15 protein-coding genes are annotated in these 25,222 nt (G+C 34.4%); 14 read left to right on the top strand and 1 reads right to left on the bottom strand.

Annotated features, from left to right (window positions below):
• Window positions 1-44 precede the first annotated feature (44 nt).
• Window positions 45-962: a site-2 protease family protein gene (locus HS129_13040; protein ID MBE7412963.1), complete on the bottom strand. Its 918-nt coding sequence runs from the start codon at window positions 960-962 to the stop codon at window positions 45-47.
• Between the two features lie 107 nt (window positions 963-1,069).
• Between HS129_13040 and HS129_13035 the strand changes: the two genes are divergently transcribed.
• From HS129_13035 to flhF, 14 genes are all read left to right on the top strand, one after another.
• Window positions 1,070-1,762 carry a glycosyltransferase family 2 protein gene (locus tag HS129_13035; GenBank protein MBE7412962.1) on the top strand — a complete coding sequence of 231 codons (693 nt, stop codon included), beginning with the start codon at window positions 1,070-1,072 and terminating at the stop codon, window positions 1,760-1,762.
• A gap of 10 nt (window positions 1,763-1,772) precedes the next feature.
• Entirely contained in the window at window positions 1,773-3,995 is a 2,223-nt protein-coding gene (locus tag HS129_13030; protein ID MBE7412961.1) for a CHASE domain-containing protein, read from the top strand.
• A 76-nt stretch (window positions 3,996-4,071) separates the two neighbouring features.
• Window positions 4,072-5,070: a c-type cytochrome gene (locus HS129_13025; protein ID MBE7412960.1), complete on the top strand. Its 999-nt coding sequence runs from the start codon at window positions 4,072-4,074 to the stop codon at window positions 5,068-5,070.
• Between the two features lie 453 nt (window positions 5,071-5,523).
• On the top strand, window positions 5,524-7,794 hold the full coding sequence (locus tag HS129_13020) for a DUF3365 domain-containing protein (GenBank protein ID MBE7412959.1): 2,271 nt from the start codon (window positions 5,524-5,526) through the stop codon (window positions 7,792-7,794).
• A gap of 56 nt (window positions 7,795-7,850) precedes the next feature.
• Complete coding sequence (locus HS129_13015; GenBank protein ID MBE7412958.1) at window positions 7,851-15,860, top strand: PD40 domain-containing protein; 8,010 nt, start codon at window positions 7,851-7,853, stop codon at window positions 15,858-15,860.
• Window positions 15,861-15,881: 21 nt separating this feature from the next.
• Window positions 15,882-16,868 (top strand): hypothetical protein, encoded by a 987-nt coding sequence (locus HS129_13010; protein ID MBE7412957.1) that lies wholly within the window; start codon window positions 15,882-15,884, stop codon window positions 16,866-16,868.
• A gap of 89 nt (window positions 16,869-16,957) precedes the next feature.
• A complete protein-coding gene (gene fliN, locus HS129_13005; protein MBE7412956.1) occupies window positions 16,958-18,034 on the top strand; it encodes a flagellar motor switch protein FliN in 1,077 nt (358 codons plus the stop codon).
• Window positions 18,035-18,047: 13 nt separating this feature from the next.
• The gene (locus HS129_13000) at window positions 18,048-18,779 is read left to right on the top strand and encodes a FliO/MopB family protein (GenBank protein ID MBE7412955.1); all 732 of its coding nucleotides are present in this window, start codon (window positions 18,048-18,050) and stop codon (window positions 18,777-18,779) included.
• Window positions 18,780-18,808: 29 nt separating this feature from the next.
• The gene (fliP, locus tag HS129_12995; protein MBE7412954.1) at window positions 18,809-19,591 is read left to right on the top strand and encodes a flagellar type III secretion system pore protein FliP; all 783 of its coding nucleotides are present in this window, start codon (window positions 18,809-18,811) and stop codon (window positions 19,589-19,591) included.
• Window positions 19,588-19,851: a flagellar biosynthesis protein FliQ gene (gene fliQ / locus HS129_12990; protein MBE7412953.1), complete on the top strand. Its 264-nt coding sequence runs from the start codon at window positions 19,588-19,590 to the stop codon at window positions 19,849-19,851. The genes fliP and fliQ overlap by 4 nt, the downstream gene beginning before the upstream one ends.
• Entirely contained in the window at window positions 19,851-20,633 is a 783-nt protein-coding gene (gene fliR, locus HS129_12985) for a flagellar biosynthetic protein FliR (protein MBE7412952.1), read from the top strand. Before fliQ ends, fliR begins: the two co-directional genes overlap by 1 nt.
• Window positions 20,630-21,760, top strand: coding sequence for a flagellar type III secretion system protein FlhB (flhB, locus tag HS129_12980; GenBank protein MBE7412951.1), 1,131 nt, complete (start codon window positions 20,630-20,632; stop codon window positions 21,758-21,760). The genes fliR and flhB overlap by 4 nt, the downstream gene beginning before the upstream one ends.
• On the top strand, window positions 21,757-23,883 hold the full coding sequence (locus tag HS129_12975) for an FHIPEP family type III secretion protein (protein MBE7412950.1): 2,127 nt from the start codon (window positions 21,757-21,759) through the stop codon (window positions 23,881-23,883). The genes flhB and HS129_12975 overlap by 4 nt, the downstream gene beginning before the upstream one ends.
• A 32-nt stretch (window positions 23,884-23,915) precedes the next feature.
• A complete protein-coding gene (flhF, locus tag HS129_12970) occupies window positions 23,916-25,208 on the top strand; it encodes a flagellar biosynthesis protein FlhF (GenBank protein ID MBE7412949.1) in 1,293 nt (430 codons plus the stop codon).
• Window positions 25,209-25,222 lie beyond the last annotated feature (14 nt).

The raw sequence follows: 25,222 nt of genomic DNA, 5'->3' as shown, positions 1-25,222 counted from the left end.
CAGTAAATACAACTATTGAATGTAAAATCAAATACATTTTTGTGTTACGATCCGAAAATAGACTTCCAAATATTTTCTAAAATTGAAGATTTTTCCATTTCACTACCAAGAAAAATCGGAGAAGGCACAAAAATAAATACTAGAGAGAGAAGCATAAATATCCCAAGTTTTTTTCTAAACGGAGTTAAAGGAAAATGGGAATCTGGAATATAAGGGTGCTCCACTTTTATTATAAAATAAATTAAAAGTGTCCACACAAGCCAAGAAAAGTTCCAAAGACTTAGAAGCATAAACGCTAAGAAAAGGTAATATATCCATCTTCTATATTTTTCACCGAATACAGAATAAATTACGTGGCCACCATCAAGCTGCCCAAATGGAAGAAGATTGATCGCAGTTACAAGTAGTCCCACCCACCCTGCCTTTGCAAGTGGATGAATCATTACGTCGAATTGCTGAGTGTTGTATGGACCGAGTATCCACTGTCCACTAAAATAGGTAAAAATGCTATCCCCAAAAAAAATCAATTCCGATTTATTCTGAAAATTATCAATAGGTACAAGTTCTGATAAATACAAACCAACAACCCAACAAGGAATAGATAAAATCAAACTCATCACCGGACCACCGACTCCTATATCAAAAAGTTTTTCTTTGTCTGGTATAGCATCTTTTATGCGAATCACAGCACCCATTGTACCTATTGGTCCAAATGGAAATGGGATAAAATAAGGCAGTGTTGCCCGAATTCCATAGTACCTTGCAGGAATATAATGCCCCATTTCATGAGAAAATAAAATAAGTATCAGAGCCACAGAGTAAGACCACTCTTTAGATAGAATTTCAAAAGCTACCTTGCCGTCACCAGTAAACAGAATATAGGGGAGAGCTTCTCTATAAGTAAGAGAAAGGAAGGTTAGTACAAATAAAAATATATGCAGGAATGGTCTTTCTTCTTTCACACCACGAGAATTTTACTTGGGTTCATTTCGTCAATTCTATTGAAAATTGTAGAGTAACAGAAAAAAAAGTAGTAAAATTTTTCGGAGTAAAAAATATCTGTCTAACTATGAAATTGTCAATAATTATTCCGTGTTACAACGAAAAAAACACGATCTTGAACGTACTGGAAGCAGTAAAAAAAGTCCCCTATAAAAACAAAGAAGTTATCGTTGTGGATGATTTCTCAAAAGATGGTACAAGAGAGATTTTAAAAACGAAAGCCGCAAAATTAGCAAACAAAATCGTATATCACGAATTGAATCAAGGTAAGGGTGCAGCGCTTAGAACCGGATTTCAGGCAGCAACAGGAGATATTTTAATTGTGCAAGATGCAGACTTGGAATACGATCCTATGGAAATCCCCGGAGTCATTGAGCCTATTTTGCAGGGGAAAGCCGATGTAGTGTTTGGATCCAGATTTATGGGTGGAAGACCACATAGAGTAGTTTACTACTGGCATAGTTTAGGAAATTTATTTCTTACCACTTTATCGAATATGTTTACAAATATTAATCTTACAGATATGGAAACTTGCTACAAAGCATTTCGCTCTAATGTAATCAAAAATATTTCTATAGAAGAAAACAGGTTTGGATTTGAGCCGGAAATTACAGCAAAAGTAGCTAAGATTCCTGAAATTCGAATTTATGAAGTCGGGATTTCTTATTACGGAAGGACTTATGCAGAAGGCAAAAAAATCGGTTGGAAAGACGGTTTTCGAGCACTCTGGTGTATCATTAAATACAATATTTTTCGATGACTATTGCCCCTTGAGCTCATTATACTTCTTAACAAAAAAGAAAATCTTCCTACGGCTAATTAGCTTTTTATTTAAGTGGTATTTATTTTTTGTAATCTTTGTTTCAGGAATAATTTTTTCAGCGTTAATTTCTTATATAGCCCATGCTCAAGTAACTCGCTCCAATCAAATACGCTTTGATAATGTAGCCGATCAAGTCCGTCAAACTATTAATAGCAGATTAAACATCCATTCCAGAACTCTAAAAGGAATGGCAGGTTTCTTTTATGCATCCGACCATGTCAGCCGAAGTGAATGGAAACGTTATGTCAGTGAGCTTCCATTGGAAGAGTATCCGGGAGTCTTAGGCTATGGATTTATACGTTATGTACCTCGCTCAAAACTGCCGCAGTTTTTAATCAATACAAAATCAGACGGAGCATCAAACTTTGAGCTAAAAACACAAGGCAACTACCCTGAATTGTTTATAATAGAATACATTGAGCCATACAATAAAAATATTCTTGCGAGAGGATTGGATATTGGATCGGAAATAAATAGACGAGAAGCTGCAATTGAGTCTATCGAAAAAAATCAAACTATACTTACAAAAAAAGTTAATCTCATCCAAGATTTGAAAGGGCTTCCCGGGTTTCTAATGCTATCCCCTATTTTCAAAAAAAATATTTACGGAACAGAAAAAAAAGAGAGGTGGAATTCTTTAATTGGTTGGGCTTATGCACCAATTCAAATAAACGAATTATTAAAAGGAATTTCAGAGAGCTTAGGGAATCTTGCAGATTTTGTAGTGTTTGAAGAAGACAAAAATAAGAAATCTACCATCTTATATGATTCAGGAAATATATTTCAAAACCACAATGAAGATAAAATCACTGAAAAGTTTTACAAGAAATATTCTTATACAAAGGAATTCAACATAAACCATTCGGGCAGAACTTGGTCTATCAAAGTAGTGCCTCTACCGGAGTTCAAAAAAGGAAGTAACTCGGACATGCCCCTCATTGTTTTCCTTACAGGAATTCTAATTAGTTTTCTTGTAACAATTGTTTGGGCATCTTTAATCCACACAAAAGAAAATGCGATTTCACTCGCAGAAAAAATGACAGATAAATTCCAAAAAAGTGAAATGGAAGCAAAAAATGCGCTTAGCCAATTGTCCAACCAGAAACATGCGTTAGACGAGCATGCGATCGTTGCTATCACAAATGTGCAAGGTGAAATTTTATACGCTAACGACAAATTTTGCGAAATTAGCTACTATTCTAAAGAAGAGTTGATTGGTCAGAATCATCGTATTCTAAATTCGGGATACCACTCACAAGAATTTTTCAAAGATATGTACAAATCTTTGATGAAAGGAAGAGTTTGGAAAGCAGAAATCAAAAATAAAAGAAAAGACGGCAGCTTTTACTGGGTTGAGTCCACCATCGTTCCGTTTAGAAATATAGAAGGAAAAATCTACGAGTATATATCGATCCGGACGGATATTACCGAATTGAAAGAAATAGAAGAAAAGTTGAGAATAGCCAATGCAACCAAAGACAGATTTTTCAGTATCATCGGTCACGATTTAAAAAATCCTATTAACGGAATTTTGGGACTTGTAGAATTATTTTTGTTAGAAGTAAAAGATGGAGTTAGTAAAGAAGGGCAAACTGAATATCTGACAATGATTCAAGGTGCTACAAAATCAGCTCTTGCGTTATTGGAAAATTTATTACTTTGGGCAAGATCACAAAGTAAGCAAATTGAATACAAGCCGAAAAATATTTCTTTTCGAGCAGTATTGAATTCTACACTACCACTTCTATCTGCCAACTTAATCAGAAAGAAAATACAAATTGAAACAGAACTATGCGAAGACGACACGATATACACAGATACGTCTTTATTAAGTACCGTATTAAGAAATTTATTAACAAATGCTATGAAGTTTTCTCACCCGAATAGCATGATAACTGTAAGAAGCTCGATTTTTGACAAATTTCTAAAAATAGAAATTATAGATTCCGGGATTGGGATCGAGCAAAAAAATTTAGAAAAATTATTTCAATTAGAATCTCTATACCAAAAAACAGGAACAGAAAACGAAACCGGCACTGGACTTGGGCTGCTTATTTGTAAAGAATTTATAGAAAAACAAGGAGGACAAATTCAGGTAGAAAGTACCTTTGGTAAAGGCAGTAATTTTTATTTCACAATACCCCTGGAAAATGAAAGTAAAATAATATAACTCTCTACAGTAAAAAAATAAAATTTCACTTGCTAATATCTTCATAAAAACAGACTAACACTTATCGGAGAAAAAAATGAATAAAAGAATACAAACGATCATCCTAATAGCGACACTTTTATTGACGATGCTCTTTTGCCAGAAAAAAGACGATCCTTATAAGGTTCCAGCCCTTATTCCTACACCTGAAAATAACAAACTCACTCCTGAAAGAATTGAGCTTGGTAAGAGTTTGTATTTTGATCCGAGACTTTCCGGATCCAATTGGATTAGTTGTGCTACTTGCCACAATCCCGGTCTTGGCTTTTCTGATGGTCTTCCTACTGCACTCGGGCACGGAATGAAATTTTTAGACAAAAACTCTCCAACCATTTACAATACTGCATTTCAAAAAACACAATTTTGGGATGGGCGTGCAGCTACCTTGGAAGAGCAGGCAGCCGGACCCATTCAAGCACCGGGTGAGATGAATCAAAATGTAGATGAACTTGTAAAAGAATTATCTGCAATCGGAGGATATAAAATCTTATTTGACAAAGCCTATCCCGGAGAAGGGATTACTCTTGCAACGATTACAAAAGCTATTGCAAGTTACGAGAGAACTATTGTTGCCAGAGATTCTCCTTTTGACAGATGGAGAGCCGGAAATAAAAATGCGATTAGTGACTCTGCAAAAAATGGATTTGCTTTGTTTGAAGGAAAAGCAAGATGCGTTATTTGCCATTCCGGGTTTAACTTTACGAATAATAATTTTCATAATCTGGGTATTAAAAAAGACAAACCGGATCCGGGCAGATTTGCAGTCACTAAGGTTCAGATGAATTTAGGTGCATTTAAAACTCCTACATTAAGAAATGTGGCTCTGTCGGCTCCCTATATGCACAACGGCATGTACAAAACTCTTGAAGAAGTAATCGAACACTACGACCGTGGTGGTGACGATAAAACAAACTTAGACCCACAAATGAAACCTCTTGCGCTAACCGTACAAGAGAAAAAAGATTTAGTAGAATTTATGAAAAGTCTAACGGATGTAAGGCCTATTACTGTAACTTACCCGGTTCTTCCTTTATAAATACATAGAGTCGGCTCTTTTTTCATACAAAGGGCCGACCTAATAGATTTTTCAAAAATTTATCATATAAATTAAAATATCATAAATTTCTAAATGCTTTTTTTCTTCTTGCATTAATAAAAAAATCTAATACACTTAGCTAAATTTCGTCTTGCTTGTGAGAGATTTTAGTACTTATAAATTTTCACTCAAAACTCATAAATAATTCTATTTATGATGCTTCTGCCCGGCTATTGATTTGCAAATGCCGACCGAGGTCGATAGTAAGTGGCGATTTATCCGAGTATTTGATCGTATATACAAGAAAGACATTTGGGTAGGTGCGTCATTTATGACGCTACTGTCCAGTCCTTGTGGACAAGAGCTGGACAACGCTAGAAAATGGCACTTTTATTGGTTTATTAAATAATTGCTTTTTCAAGAAAGACTTTTTGGAGGTGTGCCATTTATAGATTGATTAATAGAATTATCTTGATTGTGGGCTTCATCTGGACTTTAATGGTCGGACTATCTCTTTTCTGGAATCTACAATATATTAAAATAGACGGAATGGAAAGAGCCTATTCAGAAGCAAAAGCGAATATTAATAAAGATCGTACTTTTAGGAGATGGGCTACAGAGCATGGTGGAGTCTATGTCCCAATTACAAAAACCCAAGGATCAGTTGAATGGTTAAGCCATGTACCGGACAGAGATGTTGTTACACTTGATGGCAAAAAGTTGACTCTTTTAAATCCGGCATCAATGCTTAGACAGATTATGGATAGATACGCCGCCGACTATGGAATTCGAGGAAGAATTACCGGTCTTAAATTTTTAAATCCTGGGAATGCTCCCGATTCTTGGGAAAAAAACCAACTCATATCTTTTACCGCAGAAGAAAAAAAAGAAGTATGGGAAATTGCAAATATCAATGGACAGCCCCATCTACGATATTTGAGAGCAATGTATATGGAGCCTGGGTGTGAAAAATGCCATGGAATTTTAGGGTATAAAATCGGAGATATGAGAGGGGCGACTGGAATCAATCTTCCATTAACTGGTTATTACCAACAAATTAAAAATGCAGAAATCAATACGAGTTTCAGTCATAGTGCTATTTGGTTACTCGGTATAATCGGAATTGTTTGGTCATCACTATTAATAAAAAAAGCAGAAACAAAACGAAGAGAAGAAGAATACAAAAGAATACTCGCCGAAAATAAAATCTCTTCTGAAAAAGAAAGACTGCAAGTTACTTTGAAAAGTATTGGTGATGGAGTAATTACTACAGACTTATCTGGAAATATTGTAGTAATGAATCCGATTGCTGAAACACTTACAGGTTGGACTCAAAGCGAAGCACAAGGGAAACCTGTTGAAGAAGTATTCAAAATTATCAATGAGTTTACCAGAATGCCTCGAGAAAATCCAGTAAAAAGAGCGTTGCAAACAGGGAAGGTAGTTGAATTAGAAAATCACACTCTTTTGTTATCTAAAGACGGTAGTGAGAGAATTATCGCCGATAGTGGTGCACCTATTATAGATAACAATAATAATACCTATGGAGTTGTGCTTGTATTCCGTGATATGACTGAAAAACAAAAACTTTTGGATTCGATTCAACGCACAACAAAACTTGAATCATTGGGTGTACTCGCAGGGGGAATTGCTCACGACTTCAATAATCTTCTTGGCGGTATTTTTGGTTATATAGATCTCGGACTCAATTTATCCACTGACGAAAAAGTTTCAGAATATCTAACAAAAGCAAAAAGTACAATAGATCGTGCTCGCGGCTTAACTCAACAACTGTTGACATTTGCAATGGGTGGAGCTCCGATTAAGAAGGTTGGTAAATTAAAACCTTTTATTAAAGAAACTGTAATTTTTGCATTGAGTGGCTCTAATGTTAAGTGCAATTTTCAAATTCCGGATGATCTATTTCTTTGTGAATTTGATAAAAATCAAATAGGACAGGTGATTGATAATTTAATCATCAATGCTCTTCAAGCAATGCCTACAGGTGGAACAATTGATATTACAGCAAACAATTGCACCATAAAAGAAAATGAACATTCATTTCTTCAAGAAGGATGCTATGTAAAAATTTCTATAAAAGATACAGGTACAGGAATTCCAAAAGACATTCTTTCTAAAATATTTGATCCTTTTTTTACTACAAAACCCAAGGGGCACGGTCTTGGTCTTGCTTCGTCTTATTCTATCATAAACAAACATGGAGGATGTATTGATGTTGAAACAGAAATAGGCGTTGGCTCCATTTTTCATTTTGCCCTCCCTGCATTGAAAGACAATTTTAATTTTGAAACTCCTTCTGAAAATTCCCACTATAGTAGTGAAGGAAATTTTTTAATAATGGACGATGAAGAAATATTATTAGAAATAATTAGCGAAATGCTGAAGTCTTTTGGGTATTCCGTTGTATGTGCAAAAAATGGCAGTGAGACAATATCCTGTTTTAAAGATTCCTTGAATTCAGGTAAAAAATTTGTAGGGATGATTTTTGATTTAACAATCCCTGGTGCAATGGGTGGATTAGAAACAATTGGTGAAATTAGAAAATATGATCCGGATATTCCTGTTTTTGTTTCAAGCGGATATTCTGGTGATCCGGTTATTGCAAATCCGAAAATTTATGGGTTTACAGACAGCATTAAAAAACCTTTTAATAAATCAGATTTAGCAAACCTACTTCGAAAGAATTTGATTTATAAGTCATAAATTTCCCTTGATTCTCTTGTGAACTTTTACAGCATTATCCGAGAAGGGGAGTAATAATGAATTTTCAACATTTAGGAAAACTTGTAATTGTATTTTTTTCTTTTTCCTTTTTCCAATGTGCCTTATTTCAAAAATCCGTAAAAATCAAACCATTGAATTTTGAATATTCTTCTATATCTAAAAATTATTTTACTCCTTCAAACGAAAAACCTTTTCCTTTAACTGTTCACAGAGGACACAATCTCTACAACTCTACTACATTTGATGGGAATTTTCTTTTCTTTACCACAGATCAAGAAGGGAACAATGATATTTGGTTTAGAGATTTAAAAAGCTCTGTAGTGAGTCTTGTTACAAGACACCCATCTCACGAATATAAACCTGCGATTAGTCCGGACGGAAAAACTCTCGCTTATGTTACTGAAGAATTTGATTCGGAGGGAGATATTGCTATTCTAAAAATTAATCCTTCCAAGTGGGTGAGTGAAATTGCTAAAGGAAATCAACCAGAAGTTTCTGATTACCAAGTGATCACAAATCCTGATTACATAAAATCTTCAGGAAAAGAGAGGTTAGTTGATACCGATCCTGCTTTTTCTCCCGACTCTCGTTTCTTGGTATTCTCCAGCGAAAGATTTTCACCCGGAAAACAAAATTTAGTGTTAGCTGATTTAAAGAAAAAAAATGAAATGAAGCCTTTAACTAAAGAAGGAGGAGCTTCACCTTTTTGGTCATTCGACGGAAAAAAAATCGTATTTTTATCCTTCAAAGACGATCCTAATGGAGAGATATATTTCTATGATCTTAGCACTGGAAAAGAAGAGCGTCTCACAAACGACTCTTATATGGACTTCTCTCCTTCTTTGTCAATCGACGGAAAGTATTTATTTTATACTTCAATCAGAAAAGATACCAACAAAAATGGGAAGTTAGACGAAAGAGATAATAGTTATATCGTTCGGGTCAATTTAGAAAATAAAATCGAAAAGTTATTTTCTTCAGGAAAGACCTCCGTATTTGATACAAAATACTCCAATTTTAACGGTGGAAGTATTTTATTTTCTGAATCTTTGCACAATTCAATCAATATTTATTTTATTCCTGCATCCGGTTCTGTCCCAAAGCAAGATACAATTGATTCGCAAATGGAATACTCTCTTCGATATAGAAAAAAACATTCCTATGAAAGTTTCCTTTTAGCTTTGGATTCAGTCGAATTATTTTTTGGAGAAGATAAATTATTTCCAATTTACAATTCCAAAATAGAACTGATCAAAGTTCAAGAGAGTAAGAAATCAGGGAATTCTAAATTTGCCGATGAGATTCTAAAAAAAATGGAGAAAACGAAATTAGACCCGAACCATGCCCTTTCTCACGCTTTGTACATCAGCTATAAGTCGGAAGAAGAAAATAAAAATCAACTGCCTTTATTAAAAAAATATTTTCAGCAAGTTAGAAATACTCCTTCAATCAATAGGAATGTATCCGGGGCAATTTTAAATCATATAGGAGACGTAGAGCTTAAAACTCAAGACACAACTTCTGCCATTCAGACCTATCGTGAGTTGTTGGCAAGCTACCCGGAATATTTTTTATCAAAAGAGATTAAGCAAAAAATCGGAGCCTTAGAGTTTCAAAGTACTTCTACAATTTTACCTAAAGAATATATCGAGATTATGAATGACCCTATATCTAAAAAAGAAGACATCAGTATTCTTGAAAAAGATATCGAAAATAAAATCTCTCAAAATCGCACACCGGATGAAAAAATCCAAATAACAGAAAAGATTATTACAGAAAATAAACTTCCAACAGTTTCTGCCATGATGGATGCTTTGATGCTTTATATTAAAGCATTGGCTTTGAACGAAGCCAAAAAATTTTCTGAAAGCAATACTTTAGTTGATAGCTATTTGAATAAAGTTCCGGTTGCAAGACCTCTGTTTTTAAAAAGTCATCTCTTAAAATCAAAAAATTTTGAAAGCCTCGGTAGTGTTAGTGGCTCTTTTGATGAGTTGAGATTGTATTTAGAAAATTACGACCCGGCTCTGGGGGTAGAATTAAAAGAAGCAGAAATCGAAAAATCTTTTCGTTATTACGAAAATAAAGCCATCGAGCACGAAAAAATTGGGAACCTAAGAGAAGCTGCACTTCACTATTTCTACAACACAGAAAATATGTTTTTGTTGAAATCAAAAAATTTATTTTTAGACACACTCTACCGCGATTATGCGATCTACTATCAAAGAAGAATGGTTGAATCAATTTTCCGTTACGGAGAAAAATTAGCAGACGATAAACGAAAAAGCATTTTGAGTAAGATCAATCTACTTGGGGAAGGTGGGGTCAATGTTGTAGGAAACGTAACAGGTGCCTTGTCAAAAGTTACGGATGTAAAAGGAGTGAAAAATTTAAAAGTACTCGGAGACTTTCGAGATTTACAGGGAATCGAAGTGTTAGGCGACGAAGCTACAAAACTAATTGAATTGCACTTTAAGCAAGGCTTACCCAGAGCAAGACCTCATTTGTATTTAGCATCTCTCTATGGTTATGCTTATTATCTGATTAATAAAGGAGTGATTTACGAAAATGCGTATTATTCCGCAGGAGCTATGACTAAAGCTCGAAAAGCTTCTATCTTAGAAGATTTTAAAAAAGCAGAGTACGAATTAAAATGGATTATTTTTGCAGACCCAATGTTTACCGATGCCTACCAATTATTAGGTTGGTTGTACCAATATATAGATATTGTAAGGTCTTCAAAAAATTCAGATGAAGAATCCACCGAAGAAGAATTATTCCAAGCTCAATACGAGAAATTTTTTCCGGGCAAACACTTTGAAGAAAATATAGAGCTGTATAGACAAATTTTAAATTTTCTTGGAAACTCACCTAATAAGAAAGTTCTTTCAGATTTGAATTTGAATCTTGCGAATAATTATTTTTTATTAAGTAATTATCCAAGAGCAAAAGAACACTACGACATTACTAAAAAAATGGAAAAATTTATAGTTTCTAAAACTCAATTTGAAAATTATAAACAAAAAGCATTGTTTCATTTTAATTTTGGTAGAACATTGATTTATCTTTCTGATTTTGAAAATGCTTTAGTTGAGTTGAAAGAAGCAACATCAACTTATTATAAAAATGAGTATTATATCGCATACTCCAAAGCCAAAACTTTAACTCAAGAATCAAACGAATTGACAAATCCATTAAATGAAGCAAAAAGAAAACTTAGTTTACTTTTTGCCTTAACCGGTCTTGCGGCAATGGAGTCTCTCGAATACAGTCAGGCAATAGGCTATTACAAAAAAGCCCTCGCTATGAACAGGGAAATCCATTACTTAGAAAATTCCAGCTTGTACAATGCTATAGCGATATGCTATCAAAAAAGGAAAGAATTCAAAAACTCGGATCGTTATGCAAAATTAGCAGAGAAGGCTACGATTCAAAATAAAAAGGGAACATTCAAAAAGCTAACTTCTTTTTCAGTTTGGAATATCCTCATGCCGGATAGCGTACGAGTTATTGGAGATGGTAGGTTTCCGGGAGCTTTTCCTCCTGAGTACCACAATTTACTCGCAAAGGGAATTATGATCGAAAACTCTTTGGAAAGAAACGAATTTTCCAAGGCTTCAAAATTATTTGAAAAAAGAAAAAAATTCATTCAAGCAAATGATCTAATAAAAAGTGTTGCAGGCAAAAGAATTCTCAATTTTACGGAGCCGATGCTTGCTACGAGCAACTATTTAAAGGGAGACTATTTCACTTCTTATAAAAAGTTTTTAGAATCTTTCAGGTTGCGGAAAAAAGAAGGAAACACAGAAGAAGCAAGAAGATTCTTGAGAGACTCAAGCGTCAGCCTTCTTGAAACTATTACCCGAGAATCAGACATAGATTCAAAAATGAGTTTACTAAATGAATTTATTGAAATATATTTAAACGAAAGAAAAGAGTATTTTAACGAATGTAGCGAAAGAATAGATACAGACGGATTGGTAAAATCTGAATTAGAAAAAGAGGAATTCTGCGAAGATAATTTTTACAAAGAATGGAATAACTATGAGCCTCTCTTAGGTGTATTGTATTTTTACAAGGGAGAATTTTTACAAAGTCAAGGCGAGTCTTTAAAAGCAAACTATTATTTCGGATTAAGTTTCCCGTATTTGAAAAACCCTTCTCAAATTGAAATGAGTATGATTGGACTTTCGGGAGATCCATTTTCTAAAAAAGAAAGAACCAGAATCTTAATCAATCTAATCAAACTTTACAGAAAACTCGGGGATAAAGAAAATTTTCGGACAAATCTACAGTTTGCAGGAGAGCTTGCCTCCAACGGAAATTTCTTAGAAGAAATGATCTACCTGAAAATTTTAGAATCTGAATTTATTTATAACGAAAATACGACTAAGCAATCGTTTGACGACGCTTTACGAAAAGTTTTAGAAGCAGAATCCATAATCGGGAATAACCCTGAATTAGTTCTAACTTTGAACAATAAAATTTTTGAAGATATTCATATACTAAAAAATAAAATATATTTAGCTCAGAAAAAATACTCTGAGATGTTTGAGTCAAAAGACAGAATTATAAAATTGAATTTTTTTAAAAGCGTACTTCTTTCAAATTTGAATTTTGAGTCTGCCGATCTATCTAAAATGTATTCGGAGTTGCAAGGGCTTTTTGAAGAAAGTAGCTTCTTGGAACAAAAAATTCAAACCAACTGGACAGATAAGAAATCCGTAGAAACATACACAAATAGAAAAGCAAAAGTTCGCGAAAAGATTTTTACAAAACTAAAACAAATTCAAACAAGTTTTCCAGAAAAAGCGCATTTCTTTGATCCTGCGATGACCTTCAACCCTATTCCAAAACCCTCAGGGAGAGAATTGATTTTACGATTTATAGACATAGGAAATAATTTACTTATAAACAAAATATCAAAAGAAGAAAACTCTTTCACCAATTTAGAAAAAAAAGATGGAAACCTAAAAAAAACTATCGAAGATTTTTTAACAAAAATTCAAAATGATATTCAGAAAAGCACTACAACAATTATTATTCCAGATTCTAACACTTTTGTATTAAATTTTTCACAAATGAAAATCGGCGAGAAACTCTTAGGAGAAGTATTGAAAGTCCGTTATGCTTTCTTGTCAAGCCAGCTCGATAACAACGCTAAGAAAATGAGAAGCGGGCAAACAAAGAGAGCTTTTGCAATACTCGGTGACAAAGAAATTCAGCCCGCTTTAAACAAATCGGAATCCTATATGATTTTCAAAAAAAGCTCGCTAGGAAGCGATAGTTATGTCCCGGATACTCTCGATGGATCTTTGGATTTTTCTTATACAAGAAATTATTTTGGGGAATCTATACCCGGTTACATTAATTTAAAAGAAATATTTGAAAAGAATACTCGTATTTCAAAAGTCTTGGTTAATAATTTTAAATTTGCAAAAAGAAATTTTGAAAAACTTGCATTTTCGTCTGAAGTCTTTCGCTCTTCCGGAGTCGGAGATATTTTCTATGTTAGTGAAGGGAACGACAACACGGCAATTAGAAAGAAAATTTTACAAAATGAAAATTTTATTAATGAGCTTAGTCTGATTTCTTTGGTAGGCAGTAAAATTTTCAACAAAGAAGAATCTATAAATAAAAATGATTATGATAGATTCTTAAAAACAGGAATAGAATTAGAAAAAAAAGGAAAGTTAAGCGAAGCTCTAATTCAATATGAATCTGCTTTGTATTCTCTCGATAAAAAATACGAGAAGGAAATTTTAGATTCTGAAATACTTGTGTCTTCTACTAAAGTAAAAATTTATAGAGAAGAATCCTCATTCAAACATTTTGATAAACTAATTGAAAAATACAAAGAGGATGCAGAAAAGTTAAACTTAGTCTTGTATTCGAGAGTGAAGTCTTGTTTTTTAGGTTTAGTAAAGTTTGACTGTAAAAAGTTTGATCAAGAATTTCAAGACAAGGTTTCAGAGAATACCAACTCTACAAATTCTAAGTATATAAAGAACATTGGATTTTTCAGGAATATCTACTCAGGAAAATTGATCGATTTCGATAAGAACTTATCCGATTATCTGCAAAACAATTCTAAAGACAATAATCCTTTTTTATACTCAGAATTACGAAAAATTCTTCAGAAAAATCTTATCGATAACCCGGATAGAGAGACTAATCTCTCTAACTCTATTGGAATAAATTCAGAATTAGAAGATTCAAATATTTCAAAAATCGAAAAGGTCTTTCTTTACGGAAAAAATCCGGTAACCATGAATTTAAAAGATGACGGAAGTGCTTATTATTATGCTGTAAAAAAAGAATGGGACAAGTTCGACACGAAAGTTCAACAATTGTACAATGATGAGAACACTTTCTCTGAAAGCGTAGTGAGAGATTACAAAAGAGACATTCTTAAAACTTTTAAAAAACTAAGTGTTGGAAGAGATTTTATTCCTTTGTTTCTATCACCGGAAGAATTAGAAAATGGAAAATCGACTCTTTACTATATCAACTCTATAGATAGAAGTTTATTGTTTTATATTTTAACTGAATCAATTCCAGGGCAATTGAGTGGAGAGATAAATTCATTGTTCGATAAAATTCTACAAACAGAAAATGAATTAGGAAACTTAAGCAAGGCTCAACTTATGATGATTGTTTGGGCTGAATGTCTTCTTGAAAAAGGCGATAATTCTGGAGCAAAAAAATATATTGAAAAAGTTCAAAAAGAAACTTCTATCCACAACTCAACTCAAGAAAAGTTCTTACGATTTTTATATCTAAAATTCAGGTATTCCCTCTTAAACAAAGATTTAAAATTTTTAGATGAAGAAACTGCTTTTTTGAAATTAAAATTACCCGAAAAATATTCTTTTTACGAAACGGCTCAAAAAACTGAGGTAAAAAAATTAGTAGAATATTTGAATTCGGTCATAGAAAAAAAATCAAAGAACACAATAGAAACTTTTTCTAAAAGAGAGCTAATCCAATTGGTAACTTACTTGCAACACCTGTCTTTCAAAGCAAACAACTCAGAAGTATTTTTTGATCTCGGACTTGCCAAAGATAAAATTCGAGGGTGGAACGAAAGAATAATAGGCCAAAATTCAAATTTTGGGAAACTCCCAAGATTCAAAACTGTGTCTTACGAGCTTTTCAAAGCACTGCCCAAGAATCAAACCCTACTCAGTGTTTTTGATTTTGGATTGCAAACTTTTTCTATAAAATTCTATAACGGGAAGTCCAACGGAGAGTTAGCGTTCAAAGACAATCGTCCTGTTTATGACAGCCTAACAGACTATTATCGTAATCTTCAAGAAAATGGGAACGCAATTTTACAGAAAGAAGCAATAGAAGAAAGATACAGGAAGTCAATTAAATTAGACAAAAATCGCCTAACGTATTTGTATTTAAGCTCCTACCATTTTAAAGCCCCATTGGAATATAGAGAAGACGACAATTTCTATTTGGTTACTGACCCCGGAGAATTATTGAATCGAACTGCACACAATATTTCAGAAGATATTTCACCCAACTTTTCATTGGAGAAAAAGAAAAACACCAACTTTTCTAAAGATTGGTTTTTGAAATTGAAAAGATTGGAAAATCTAGAAGCAGAAACTGTAACAGGAAAAAAATTCGACTCAAAAGTAATTCTATCTCAAGAAGAAATTTTACTAAAAGACAATAAAGAAATTTATTACGGAGGCTCTCCTCTTCTTGATATTGAGCGATTTGGCAAACGCACAGGAAATTGGTTTTTGTCTTCTTCGTATCTACACGAAACGTCCTTTTACTCGGATGATATAAATGCTACTCTTCAATTTATAAATAAAATCCATTACGGGCCTGGGGTGTTTTCTATCGGCTCTCAAAAAGATTTGAGCAATGTTTATTTTTTGAAAAATCTATTTTTACGATCTCGAATAAAAAAATCTCTCAAAGAAAGATTTATAGACGCAATTTCAGAGGTGAAAAAAAATTATCCTGATGAGATTCACTGGAATGGTTATAGATTGTACACCAGTACTTTACTTGTTGAATAAATTATGCGAGGAAATAATTGTATGAATAGAAAATTAATTTTGAATTCCATGGCTCTGCCAACAAAACAGTCTAATACCCTTTTAAAATATGTTTACCCTCTTTTTCAAAGAGTTGCACAAAAAAAAAGATTTTTTCTATTAGTGCTATTTTTTATGGTATATAGTATGTGCTTTTCATCTTGCTCTCTTCTTTTTTGGAGAAATTCAACTATGTTAGTGGAGCCTTCTTGGTCTGAAACTGGAAAAAGCTATGTGACTCTTGAACTTTTGTACAAAGAAAAAGACCCTTGGAATCCTTTGAATGGAACAACTCGCAAAAAAAATTATAAATCCAAACTAAGAATATTCAAGATAGAAGAAAAAAATTCTATAAAACAAGTCTGGGAATCGGAAATCATAGATTCATGGATTTTACCTACCTCAGTGTATTACCACGAAAAGACAGGTAGGATCGTTTTCTTTAAAGGCTCGTCAAACAATGAGTACGGTACAGAAAATGGAAGCCTATATATTTTGCAAATAGGAGACAAAAATCCGATTCCTTTAACAGAAAATAAAGGAAGTAGTGTGATAGTTTTTGCTATACCTTCTCCGGATGGTGAAAAGTTGGCTATTGGAACATCAAAAGAACAAAACCAATCTCCTGAAAGTGTTAATATACGGGTAGTTTCGCTTTTAAAAGAAAATAACCTGTTTAAAGAAATTGGACTTTGGACAGGCTTTCATTTATCGGATATAATTACTTGGTCAGAAAATTCAAAATTTATTTATATTAAGGAAAAAAATCAGGTTAGAGTGATTTCCTTAGAGAAGACTACGGTTTCCACAGCAAAAGAATTCCCATTGTGTTTTGTCGGGACTAATTACGGAACGGAAGTATCTGCATTAGGATATGGAGTGGAATGGGCGGAAGGAGGAAAATCTTTTCATATTTCTCCAAATAAAAAAGACCCTATCCCAATTAATAAAATGACTACAGAAATAAGTAAAATTTCAGGATGCAAATAGAAAGAATTTTTTTAAAGAAAAAAAAATATAAGTGACAAAAAACTATAAATTATGTCTCTTAGGCTTTACAGTGGGGACTAAAGAAAAATATGGGAGAAGGTTCACTTTCTCAAGATGAAATAGATGCACTTTTGCAAGGTGCAGACGAAACAAGCTTTGATACTTCCGGCTCTGCCGTAGCAACGGGTGGAGGTGGATCGGATGCACTATCTCCTGTAGATAGAGATATAATTGCAGAATTGATTGGCTCTGCATTTTCTATGGCCGGAAATACTTTGGGAACGATTCTTTCCAAAAATGTTAGAATCTCAAGCCCAAATTCTGAAACAAAAACGCCGGCAGAGCTAAAAGCCGAGTTAGGCTCAAACTCAATTTGCATGTATTCAGATTTGAGTGGATCTTTTTCGGGAAGAGTTGCGTTTATCATGTCTATCGACAACGCATCTAAAATTATCAATGTAATGATGGGTGGTATGTCCACAGGGGAAATGGACGAAGCCCAAATTCAAACTCTAAAAGATAGCCTTTCACCGATTATAGGCACAGTAACCGCTCAGACAGGATTGAAGTTGAATGCTTCGGTGAATGGAACTCCTGCAAATATTTCTGTAGTAAAAACTCCTTCAGACCTAATTCTCCCTGATGGTGCAACTTTAATTAGAACTTCCTTAAACGTATCTATTGATGGAATACCTTCCTTCAAAGTGCATTATCTATTGTCCCTATCTACTGCAAACGATATGCTTACCATTTCCAAAAGAGGAGGTGTGAATAAACAGCAAGACTCAGGAACAGGCGGGATGAATATCAACATGAATCCCGGTGCAGGACAATCTCTTTCTCAATTGGGGATCAAGTCTGTAGGATTTCCTTCCTTATCAACTGCAGGCTCTCCAAGTGGAGCTACAAACCTGAATCTATTGATGGACGTTCAGATGGCTTTAACTGTTGAGCTTGGGCGTACAAAAATGTATATTAAAGATATTCTTGGATTAGGTGAAGGCTCTATTATTGAATTAGACAAACTTGCCGGTGAGCCTGTAGATCTACTTGTGAATGGGAAACTCATTGCAAAAGGTGAGGTGGTAGTTATTGATGAAAATTTTGGTGTTCGCGTAACTGATATTGTCAGCCCAACAGATAGAATCAAAGGTGAAGGGAAATAGGAGTGCCTGATTTATGGAGAGTCGGTTTTTTTCTTCATTAATTCTTATTCTATTTGTTTTTACTACAAGTGGAATTTTTGGCCAATCAGAAAAAGATTCTATGGATGAATCCTTGAGAAAGGAACTTGGACTACAATCCTTAAACGAAAAGGATAAAGAATCTAAACCCAAAAAAGAACCCACCCAAGAAGTAAATCCTGTTGAAGAAAGATTTCGTCCGAAAGAAGAAGAGTCAGGAATTCTTTGGAACTTGGTGAAAGTTCTTATTGTATTTGGGATTTTAATTGGTGCATTGTACTATATACTGAAAATTCTATCGAAAACAAAAAATGCTCGCTACCCTGTTCACGGAGTGATGAAAGTGCTATCAAGTCTTCCTGTATCTCAAGGTAAGCAATTGCAGATTGTAGATGTTTCCGGGATCTTACTTATTATCGGAGTTTCAGACAATTCAGTGAACCTTATAAAAGAAATAGAATCTCCTGAAATCAAAGAAAGAATCTATCATTCAAAAAGCTCCATTGAATCAACAGAAGAAAATTTTCTTGTTACTTTTTTACACACTCTAAAAGGTGTCGATTTAAAATTTCCCGGATTTGGAAAAGCAGATTCCAAATTTTCTGAAAACGAAGAAGAGGTCATACAGGAAATCCGAAAAAGGCAATTAGAAAAATTAGAAAGCTTGAAATCAGAAAGATTAAACCTAAAAAAAAATGATCAGTCAGGACTATTTGGGGATATTTGAAAATGTATTTTAAAAAATTTTCTCAAATAATGCGACATAAAAAAACTATTTTCGCATCAATTTTATTTCTAATTGGTATCAGTCTTTTCTCAAGTGAAATATTTGCACAAGCAAGTGGTACAAGATTCCCAATTCCAAATTTGAATTTTAATGTAAACGAAGCCAAAACCCCAAGAGAAACCAGCCTTTCGTTGATGATCTTGTTTTTACTGACAATACTTTCACTTGCACCGGCAATAGTCATGAGTGTTACATCATTTACCAAAATTGTAATAGTTTTAGATTTTGTAAGAAGGGCACTTTCCATACAAAACCTTCCACCCAATCAAGTGATGATGGGGCTTGCGCTGTTTATGACTTTTTTTATAATGGCTCCCACTCTTGGAGTTGTAAACGAGAAAGCGTTCAATCCCTACCTCGACGGAAAAATAGATACAAATACTTTTTTTGAAAGGTCTATGGTACCTCTTCGAGAATTTATGATGAAACAAATCGGTCAATCCGGAACAAAAGACGTTGCACTATTTTTAAAATTGGGGAAAGTGAAAAATGTAAAATCTTTTGAAGATGTTCCCTCTTATGTATTGATTCCGGCGTTTATGCTATCGGAGTTAAAAAAAGCCTTCATCATAGGAATTTATCTCTTTATCCCTTTTATAATAATTGATCTGGTTGTGGCAAGTGCGCTTGTCTCTATGGGTCTTATGATGCTTCCTCCTGTAATGGTGAGCCTTCCTCTAAAGTTGATTTTATTCGTATTGGTAGATGGTTGGAATCTATTGGTTTATGAATTAGTCAGGAGTTACAAATGACAGAAGTTGATGTAGTGACTTTAATACGTGAAGCTCTTACAGTTACTTTAAAAGTTTCTATGCCTATTTTACTTTCAGCACTGATTGTAGGATTTATTGTAGGAATACTTCAGACCACTACATCCATTCAAGAGCAAACAATAGCCTTCGTTCCAAAACTAATTGCTATCTTTGTAGTCATAGTTATATTTTCACCTTGGATGATTAAGACATTAACTGACTATACGAGAAATTTATTTTTGGTAATTGAAAAAATATGATCGAGCCTTTTGTAAATAACTTTCAAGTATTTCTTTTAATTCTGACAAGAATTTTAGGCTTACTCACAGTTGCTCCGATTTTTTCTGCCGACTCAATCCCGTTTGCAGTCAGGATGATGTTTTCTTTCCTATTTAGTATAATTCTTTTCCCATTTGCATCCGGATACATGCCTCCTGTCCCGGGAAGTATGGGAACTTATGCGTTGTTGGTGGCTTCAGAAATTTTCATTGGAATACTTATCGGGTTTCTGGTAAATATTATCTTTGCCTCTTTTCAGATGGCAGGAGAATTTTTTAGCGTACAGATAGGATTTGGCTATACTGAGGTTTTAGACCCTGTAAGTCAAACTTCCAATCCTGTAATCAGTACATTAAAAAATCTAATGGCGATAGTTATTTTTTTGATTACGGGTGGACATAGAATCTTATTTGAAAGCCTTGCATTTTCTTTTGAAAAAATTCAGATGATTCGATTTACCAGTGAGGTCAACTCCGGGATATTGAAAACTTTTGAATATACCTTTGGAGCTATGTTTCTTGTAGCATTTAAAATTGCCTTACCTGTTCTTGGGATTTTATTTTTGATTACTATTGCAGAAGCACTCATGGGAAAGGCTGCAAGCCAGATGAATATCATGTATCTAAGTTTTCCTGTAAAATTAGTCGTCGGTATATTTGTTTTAATCGCTATTATGCCATTTATCGAAAAACAAATGGTTCATGGTTTTGAGATTACCTTTGACAGAATCAACAATCTATTGAGCGAGTGGCCTGATAAATGAGCTTAGATCAAGTCATTTCAGAAAATGATCCAGATTTAAAGTATTGGATCAGACTCCAATTATTTGCTGCAGAAGATGAAGGTCGTACAGAAGAAGCAAGTGAAAGAACAAGGCGTGAGGAAAGAGAAAAAGGAAATGTTCCTAAATCAAACGAAATTCCTTCAGCACTTGTGATGATTGCAGGAGTGGTTTTAATTTTTTTCTTGAGCAAGTATCTCTTTTTTCGATTTTCTTTTATGGTTAAAAAATACTTTCATGGAATTGCAAAAAATAATGAATTTGGTGCAGAAGCTCTCATAGCTTTGTCGAGGTCTGTCGCTGAAGAGATTTCTTATTTGCTATTACCAATTCTTGGGATAACATTCATAACAGCAATCATAGGAAATGTCGTCCAAGTAGGGTTTTTATTTTCACCGAGAGCACTCAGATTTGATTTAGCAAGGGTGTCGCCTAACTTCAAGAAAGTACTGCCCACTCGTCAAACTCTTTTTAATTTAGGTAAATCTATTCTAAAAATAATTCTAATCGGTTGGGTAAGTTATATCATCATCTCTTTTGATTTTTTACCTGTTTTAATGACCGGAGATATGGGAGTGATCCAATCGACTGGAATGATTGCTTACACATCACTGAAGATATTTTTAGTTTGTGGAATTATTCTTTTTGTAATCAGTATAGTGGACTTTTTTTACCAAAAATTTGAGTTTGAAGAATCTCTAAAAATGACTCCCGCTGAAGCAAAAAGAGAGATGAAGCAAGAAGAGGGTGATAAAGCAATTCTACAAAAACGTCGCCAAAGAATGAGGGATATGATTCAAAGCGGGATGCTGCAAAAAGTCAAAACTGCTGACGTTGTAATTACCAATCCCACCCACTATGCTGTTGCTTTGGTATATGAACCGGGAGTTCAATTAGCTCCTGTGGTAATTGCCAAGGGAATGGATGAAATTGCACTAATCATCAGAAGAATTGCAAGAGAGAATAACGTCCCAATAGTGGAAAATAGAGTTCAGGCTCGTATGCTGTATGAGGAAGTTGAATTGAATCAACCTATCCCTGAAAAATTCTTTCATGCAGTTTCGGTTATTATTACAAAATTAGATAAGTATAAAAGGCTACGTGCATGAACGAAGAAAAAAAATGGTACAAAGAGTCAGATATAATAATGGGCGTCGGTGTCTTGGCAATTGTAAGCATGCTCATTGTTCCTTTACCCGGATTTTTACTTGATCTATTAATTGCAATAAGTCTAGCTATCGGTCTTATTATTTTGATTACTTCTCTTTCAGTTAGAGAGTCTTCCGACTTCTCTATATTTCCAAATTTGCTGCTTATTACCACCCTTTATAGATTAGCGCTTAACGTATCAACGACAAGGCAAATTTTATCTCAAGGGCCGGGTATCAATAGTCATATTATTGAAGCGTTTGGAACTTTTGTTGTTGGAGGTGGGACAGGACTCGGAAAATATTTAGTTGGTTTTATCATTTTCTTAATTTTAACGATTGTTCAGATTCTTGTTATTACAAAAGGTGCGACAAGAATTGCAGAAGTAGCTGCAAGGTTTACGTTAGACGCTCTCCCCGGTAAACAAATGGCAATTGATACAGAATTGTCGAGTGGGAATATTACAGAAGAGGAGGCAAGAAAAAGAAGAAAGAAAATTCAAAGAGAAGTTGATTTTTACGGGTCTATGGATGGTGCGAGTAAATTCGTACAAGGAGATGTTCGCGCAGGACTCATCATAACTGCAATCAACTTAATCGGTGGAATTATTATTGGAACATCAATTCGAGGTGAAAGTTTTCTTTTTGCGATTGAAACTTATGGAAGATTAACTATCGGAGATGGTTTAGTATCTCAAATTCCGGGACTTCTCTCTACTACTGCAACCGGTATGATAGTCACTAGAGCCGGTTCAGATACTGACCTAGCAAAAGATTTTCAGGCACAGCTTTTCAACAATCCAAAAGTTTTGTATGTGGTTGCATCAAGTCTCGGTTTGGCTGCACTCATACCCGGGCTGCCTTTTTTCTCACTAATTGCATTTTCAGCACTTCTGGCTTATCTCGGTTATACAATAGATCGAAATACAAAAGAAACTCTTGCAACGATTGAAAAGAAAGAAATTGAAAGCAAGGGAGAGAAAAAGATCGATTATTACAAAGAGCTTAGAACAGACCCTATCGAAGTGGAGCTTGGATTGAATCTTGTTCCATTAGTTGATGCAAACTATGGAGGAGTGTTATTAGACAGAATTCAAAATGTTAGAAGAAAGTTTGCAATAGATATTGGTCTTGTAATTCCACCTGTTCGGATCATGGACAATATGGAATTGGATCACGATTTCTATGCTATTAAAATTCATGGTGTAATAGTCGGAGAGAGCAAAGTCAGATCCGATAAACTAATGGCTTTAGACAATGCGAAAAAGGTGCAAGACCCTATTGCCGGAGAGGAGTTTATCGAGCCTACTTATGGATTCAAAGCACTCTGGATTGACCCATCGGATAAATTAGATGCAGAAAGCAGAGGATACAGCGTAGTTGACCCCGCTACAGTGATCGTAACTCATTTGACTGAGCTTATCAGAAATCACGCAGCATCCATACTTGGAAGAGAAGAAGTAAAAAAATTATTAGACCACCAAAAAGAGACCCATCCGACTCTTGTCAGTGAGTTAGAAGATAAAAAAATCAGCCTTGGAATCATTCAACAAGTCTTGCAAAACTTTTTAAAAGAAGGACTTGGTATTAGAAATCTAACGCCAATATTGGAGTCGATTGCAAACAATACTACCGGAAGAAACGATCCGAATTTCTTATCGGAAAATGCACGTCAGGCGATATCGAATCAGATTGTAAAAGAATATTTGAGCTCTGACGGAAAGTTACACGTAATTGCTTTGGATGCAAAAATAACAGATCGCCTCACCAAAAGTTTGGTTAGTGATCCCATTGAAGGCGTTTTAATCTCTTTACCGCCTGACTACCATTTTAAGTTAATCAATGCAATTACCGATCGATACCACCTATCTCAAAAAGAAGGGAGGTTTCCAATAATAGTCGTATCAAGAGATTTACGCTTGCCGTTTTCTTATATGCTTGCAAAAGAATTTCCTCCAAGAAATTTTGCAGTTCTTGCGGCAGAAGAAATTCATACTATAACTAAATCGGTTATAGATGCAGTGATTACACTGACTACAGAGCCGGCGAAACAAGTTGCCGTACCAGTTGAAGAATTAATGTAAAGAAATATATAAATAAAGGTGGATAAAAAAATATGGATTTTGTAAAAATTAGAGGAAAAAGCATACAAGATTGTTTCATGCAAATGAAGATGAAGTATGGGCCGGAAGCCCATGTTTACGATCAAAGAGTAGTGACCGAAGGCGGAGTACTTGGTTCTGGCTTTCTTGCAAAGAAACTATATGAAATCGAGATTGGAATTCCTGAAAAGCTATCTTCAAAGGACAAGGTAGAAAAGAAAGTTCAGGACTTAAAAGAACTTCTTCGACAAAAAACAGATGAAGCAAAAAAAGCAAAACCATTAAGTGAGTTAAAAACTCTATCTGATAAGTTAGACGATATCCCAAAAGAAGAAAAGATTACTTCTATCTTGGTTGAAAAAGAAAAAGAAGAATTGATCAAACCAGAAAGAAAAAATTTAGGACTTTCTTTGCACGAGGAAATCGAAAAAAGAAATGATTCAAAATTTACTATAAAAGAATCTCTCTCGACCAATTTGATAAGATTAAGAGAAAGACTTATCACAGAAGGTATGAGTTCTTTTTATGCTTCCGAATTAATGGACAGACTCGAAGAAAATTTGTCTTTGATCGAAAAGTCGAAAAGCTCTCTTGTAAATGAAAAATGCGTTGAAGTGCTAAGAGAGAGGATTTCAGTAGATTCGGATTTATTTGCGGGAACTCCCAGAAACAGAAGAAAGATAATCTTTTTTGTAGGACCAACAGGTAGCGGGAAAACTACCACGATTGCAAAACTTGCAGCAAGGTATTACCTAAATATGCGAAAAGCAGTTTCCTTATACACCTTAGACAATTACAGAATTGCTGCAATCGAGCAATTAAAAAGGTATGCGGATACAATGGAGTTGCCGTTTTATGCAGCAAAAGACCCCGAAAAAATGAAAGAAGCACTTTTGCGAGACGGATCAGAATTAATTCTGATAGATACGGCAGGTCACAGCCACAGAAATCCTGAATTTTTTTCTAAAATGAAGGAATTTTCAGGTGTATTTTCTGAGAGAGATTCAGTTGAAAATATATTGGTGATTTCTGCAACGTCTTCCTACAGCAATGCAAAGTCTGTATTTTCAGCTTACGAAAGTTTAAATTACAACAGAATTTTAGTAACCAAAACAGACGAGGCAGATTTTTTATGTAGCTTTGTAGAATTAGCCGATACACTAAATAAGAGATTTACATTTTTCAGTACTGGTCAGGATGTTCCTTTTGATATTACGTCTGCCGACCGAAAGTTGCTTGCTGAAATTGTTGTTTATCCTGAGAAAATCAGAGAGCTTAAAGGTGAGGTCTTTGCGGTTGCCGGTTGATCCACTTTTAGCTA

It is taken from the genome of Leptospiraceae bacterium (assembly GCA_015075105.1).
Classification (GTDB): Bacteria; Spirochaetota; Leptospiria; order Leptospirales; family Leptospiraceae; genus JABWCC01.
The sequence above is the reverse complement of the archived record's forward strand: the minus strand, read 5'-3'. Positions and strand labels throughout refer to the sequence as shown.

Bases quoted from the DNA above. Each gene is read 5' to 3' on its own strand.
- HS129_13035 (MBE7412962.1), top strand. From the start codon at position 1,070: ATGAAATTGTCAATAATTATTCCGTGTTACAACGAAAAAAACACGATC.
- HS129_13025 (MBE7412960.1), top strand. From the start codon at position 4,072: ATGAATAAAAGAATACAAACGATCATCCTAATAGCGACACTTTTATTG.
- HS129_13015 (MBE7412958.1), top strand. From the start codon at position 7,851: ATGAATTTTCAACATTTAGGAAAACTTGTAATTGTATTTTTTTCTTTT.
- HS129_13010 (MBE7412957.1), top strand. From the start codon at position 15,882: ATGAATAGAAAATTAATTTTGAATTCCATGGCTCTGCCAACAAAACAG.
- fliN (MBE7412956.1), top strand. From the start codon at position 16,958: ATGGGAGAAGGTTCACTTTCTCAAGATGAAATAGATGCACTTTTGCAA.
- HS129_13000 (MBE7412955.1), top strand. From the start codon at position 18,048: ATGGAGAGTCGGTTTTTTTCTTCATTAATTCTTATTCTATTTGTTTTT.
- fliP (MBE7412954.1), top strand. From the start codon at position 18,809: ATGCGACATAAAAAAACTATTTTCGCATCAATTTTATTTCTAATTGGT.
- fliQ (MBE7412953.1), top strand. From the start codon at position 19,588: ATGACAGAAGTTGATGTAGTGACTTTAATACGTGAAGCTCTTACAGTT.
- flhB (MBE7412951.1), top strand. From the start codon at position 20,630: ATGAGCTTAGATCAAGTCATTTCAGAAAATGATCCAGATTTAAAGTAT.
- HS129_12975 (MBE7412950.1), top strand. From the start codon at position 21,757: ATGAACGAAGAAAAAAAATGGTACAAAGAGTCAGATATAATAATGGGC.
- flhF (MBE7412949.1), top strand. From the start codon at position 23,916: ATGGATTTTGTAAAAATTAGAGGAAAAAGCATACAAGATTGTTTCATG.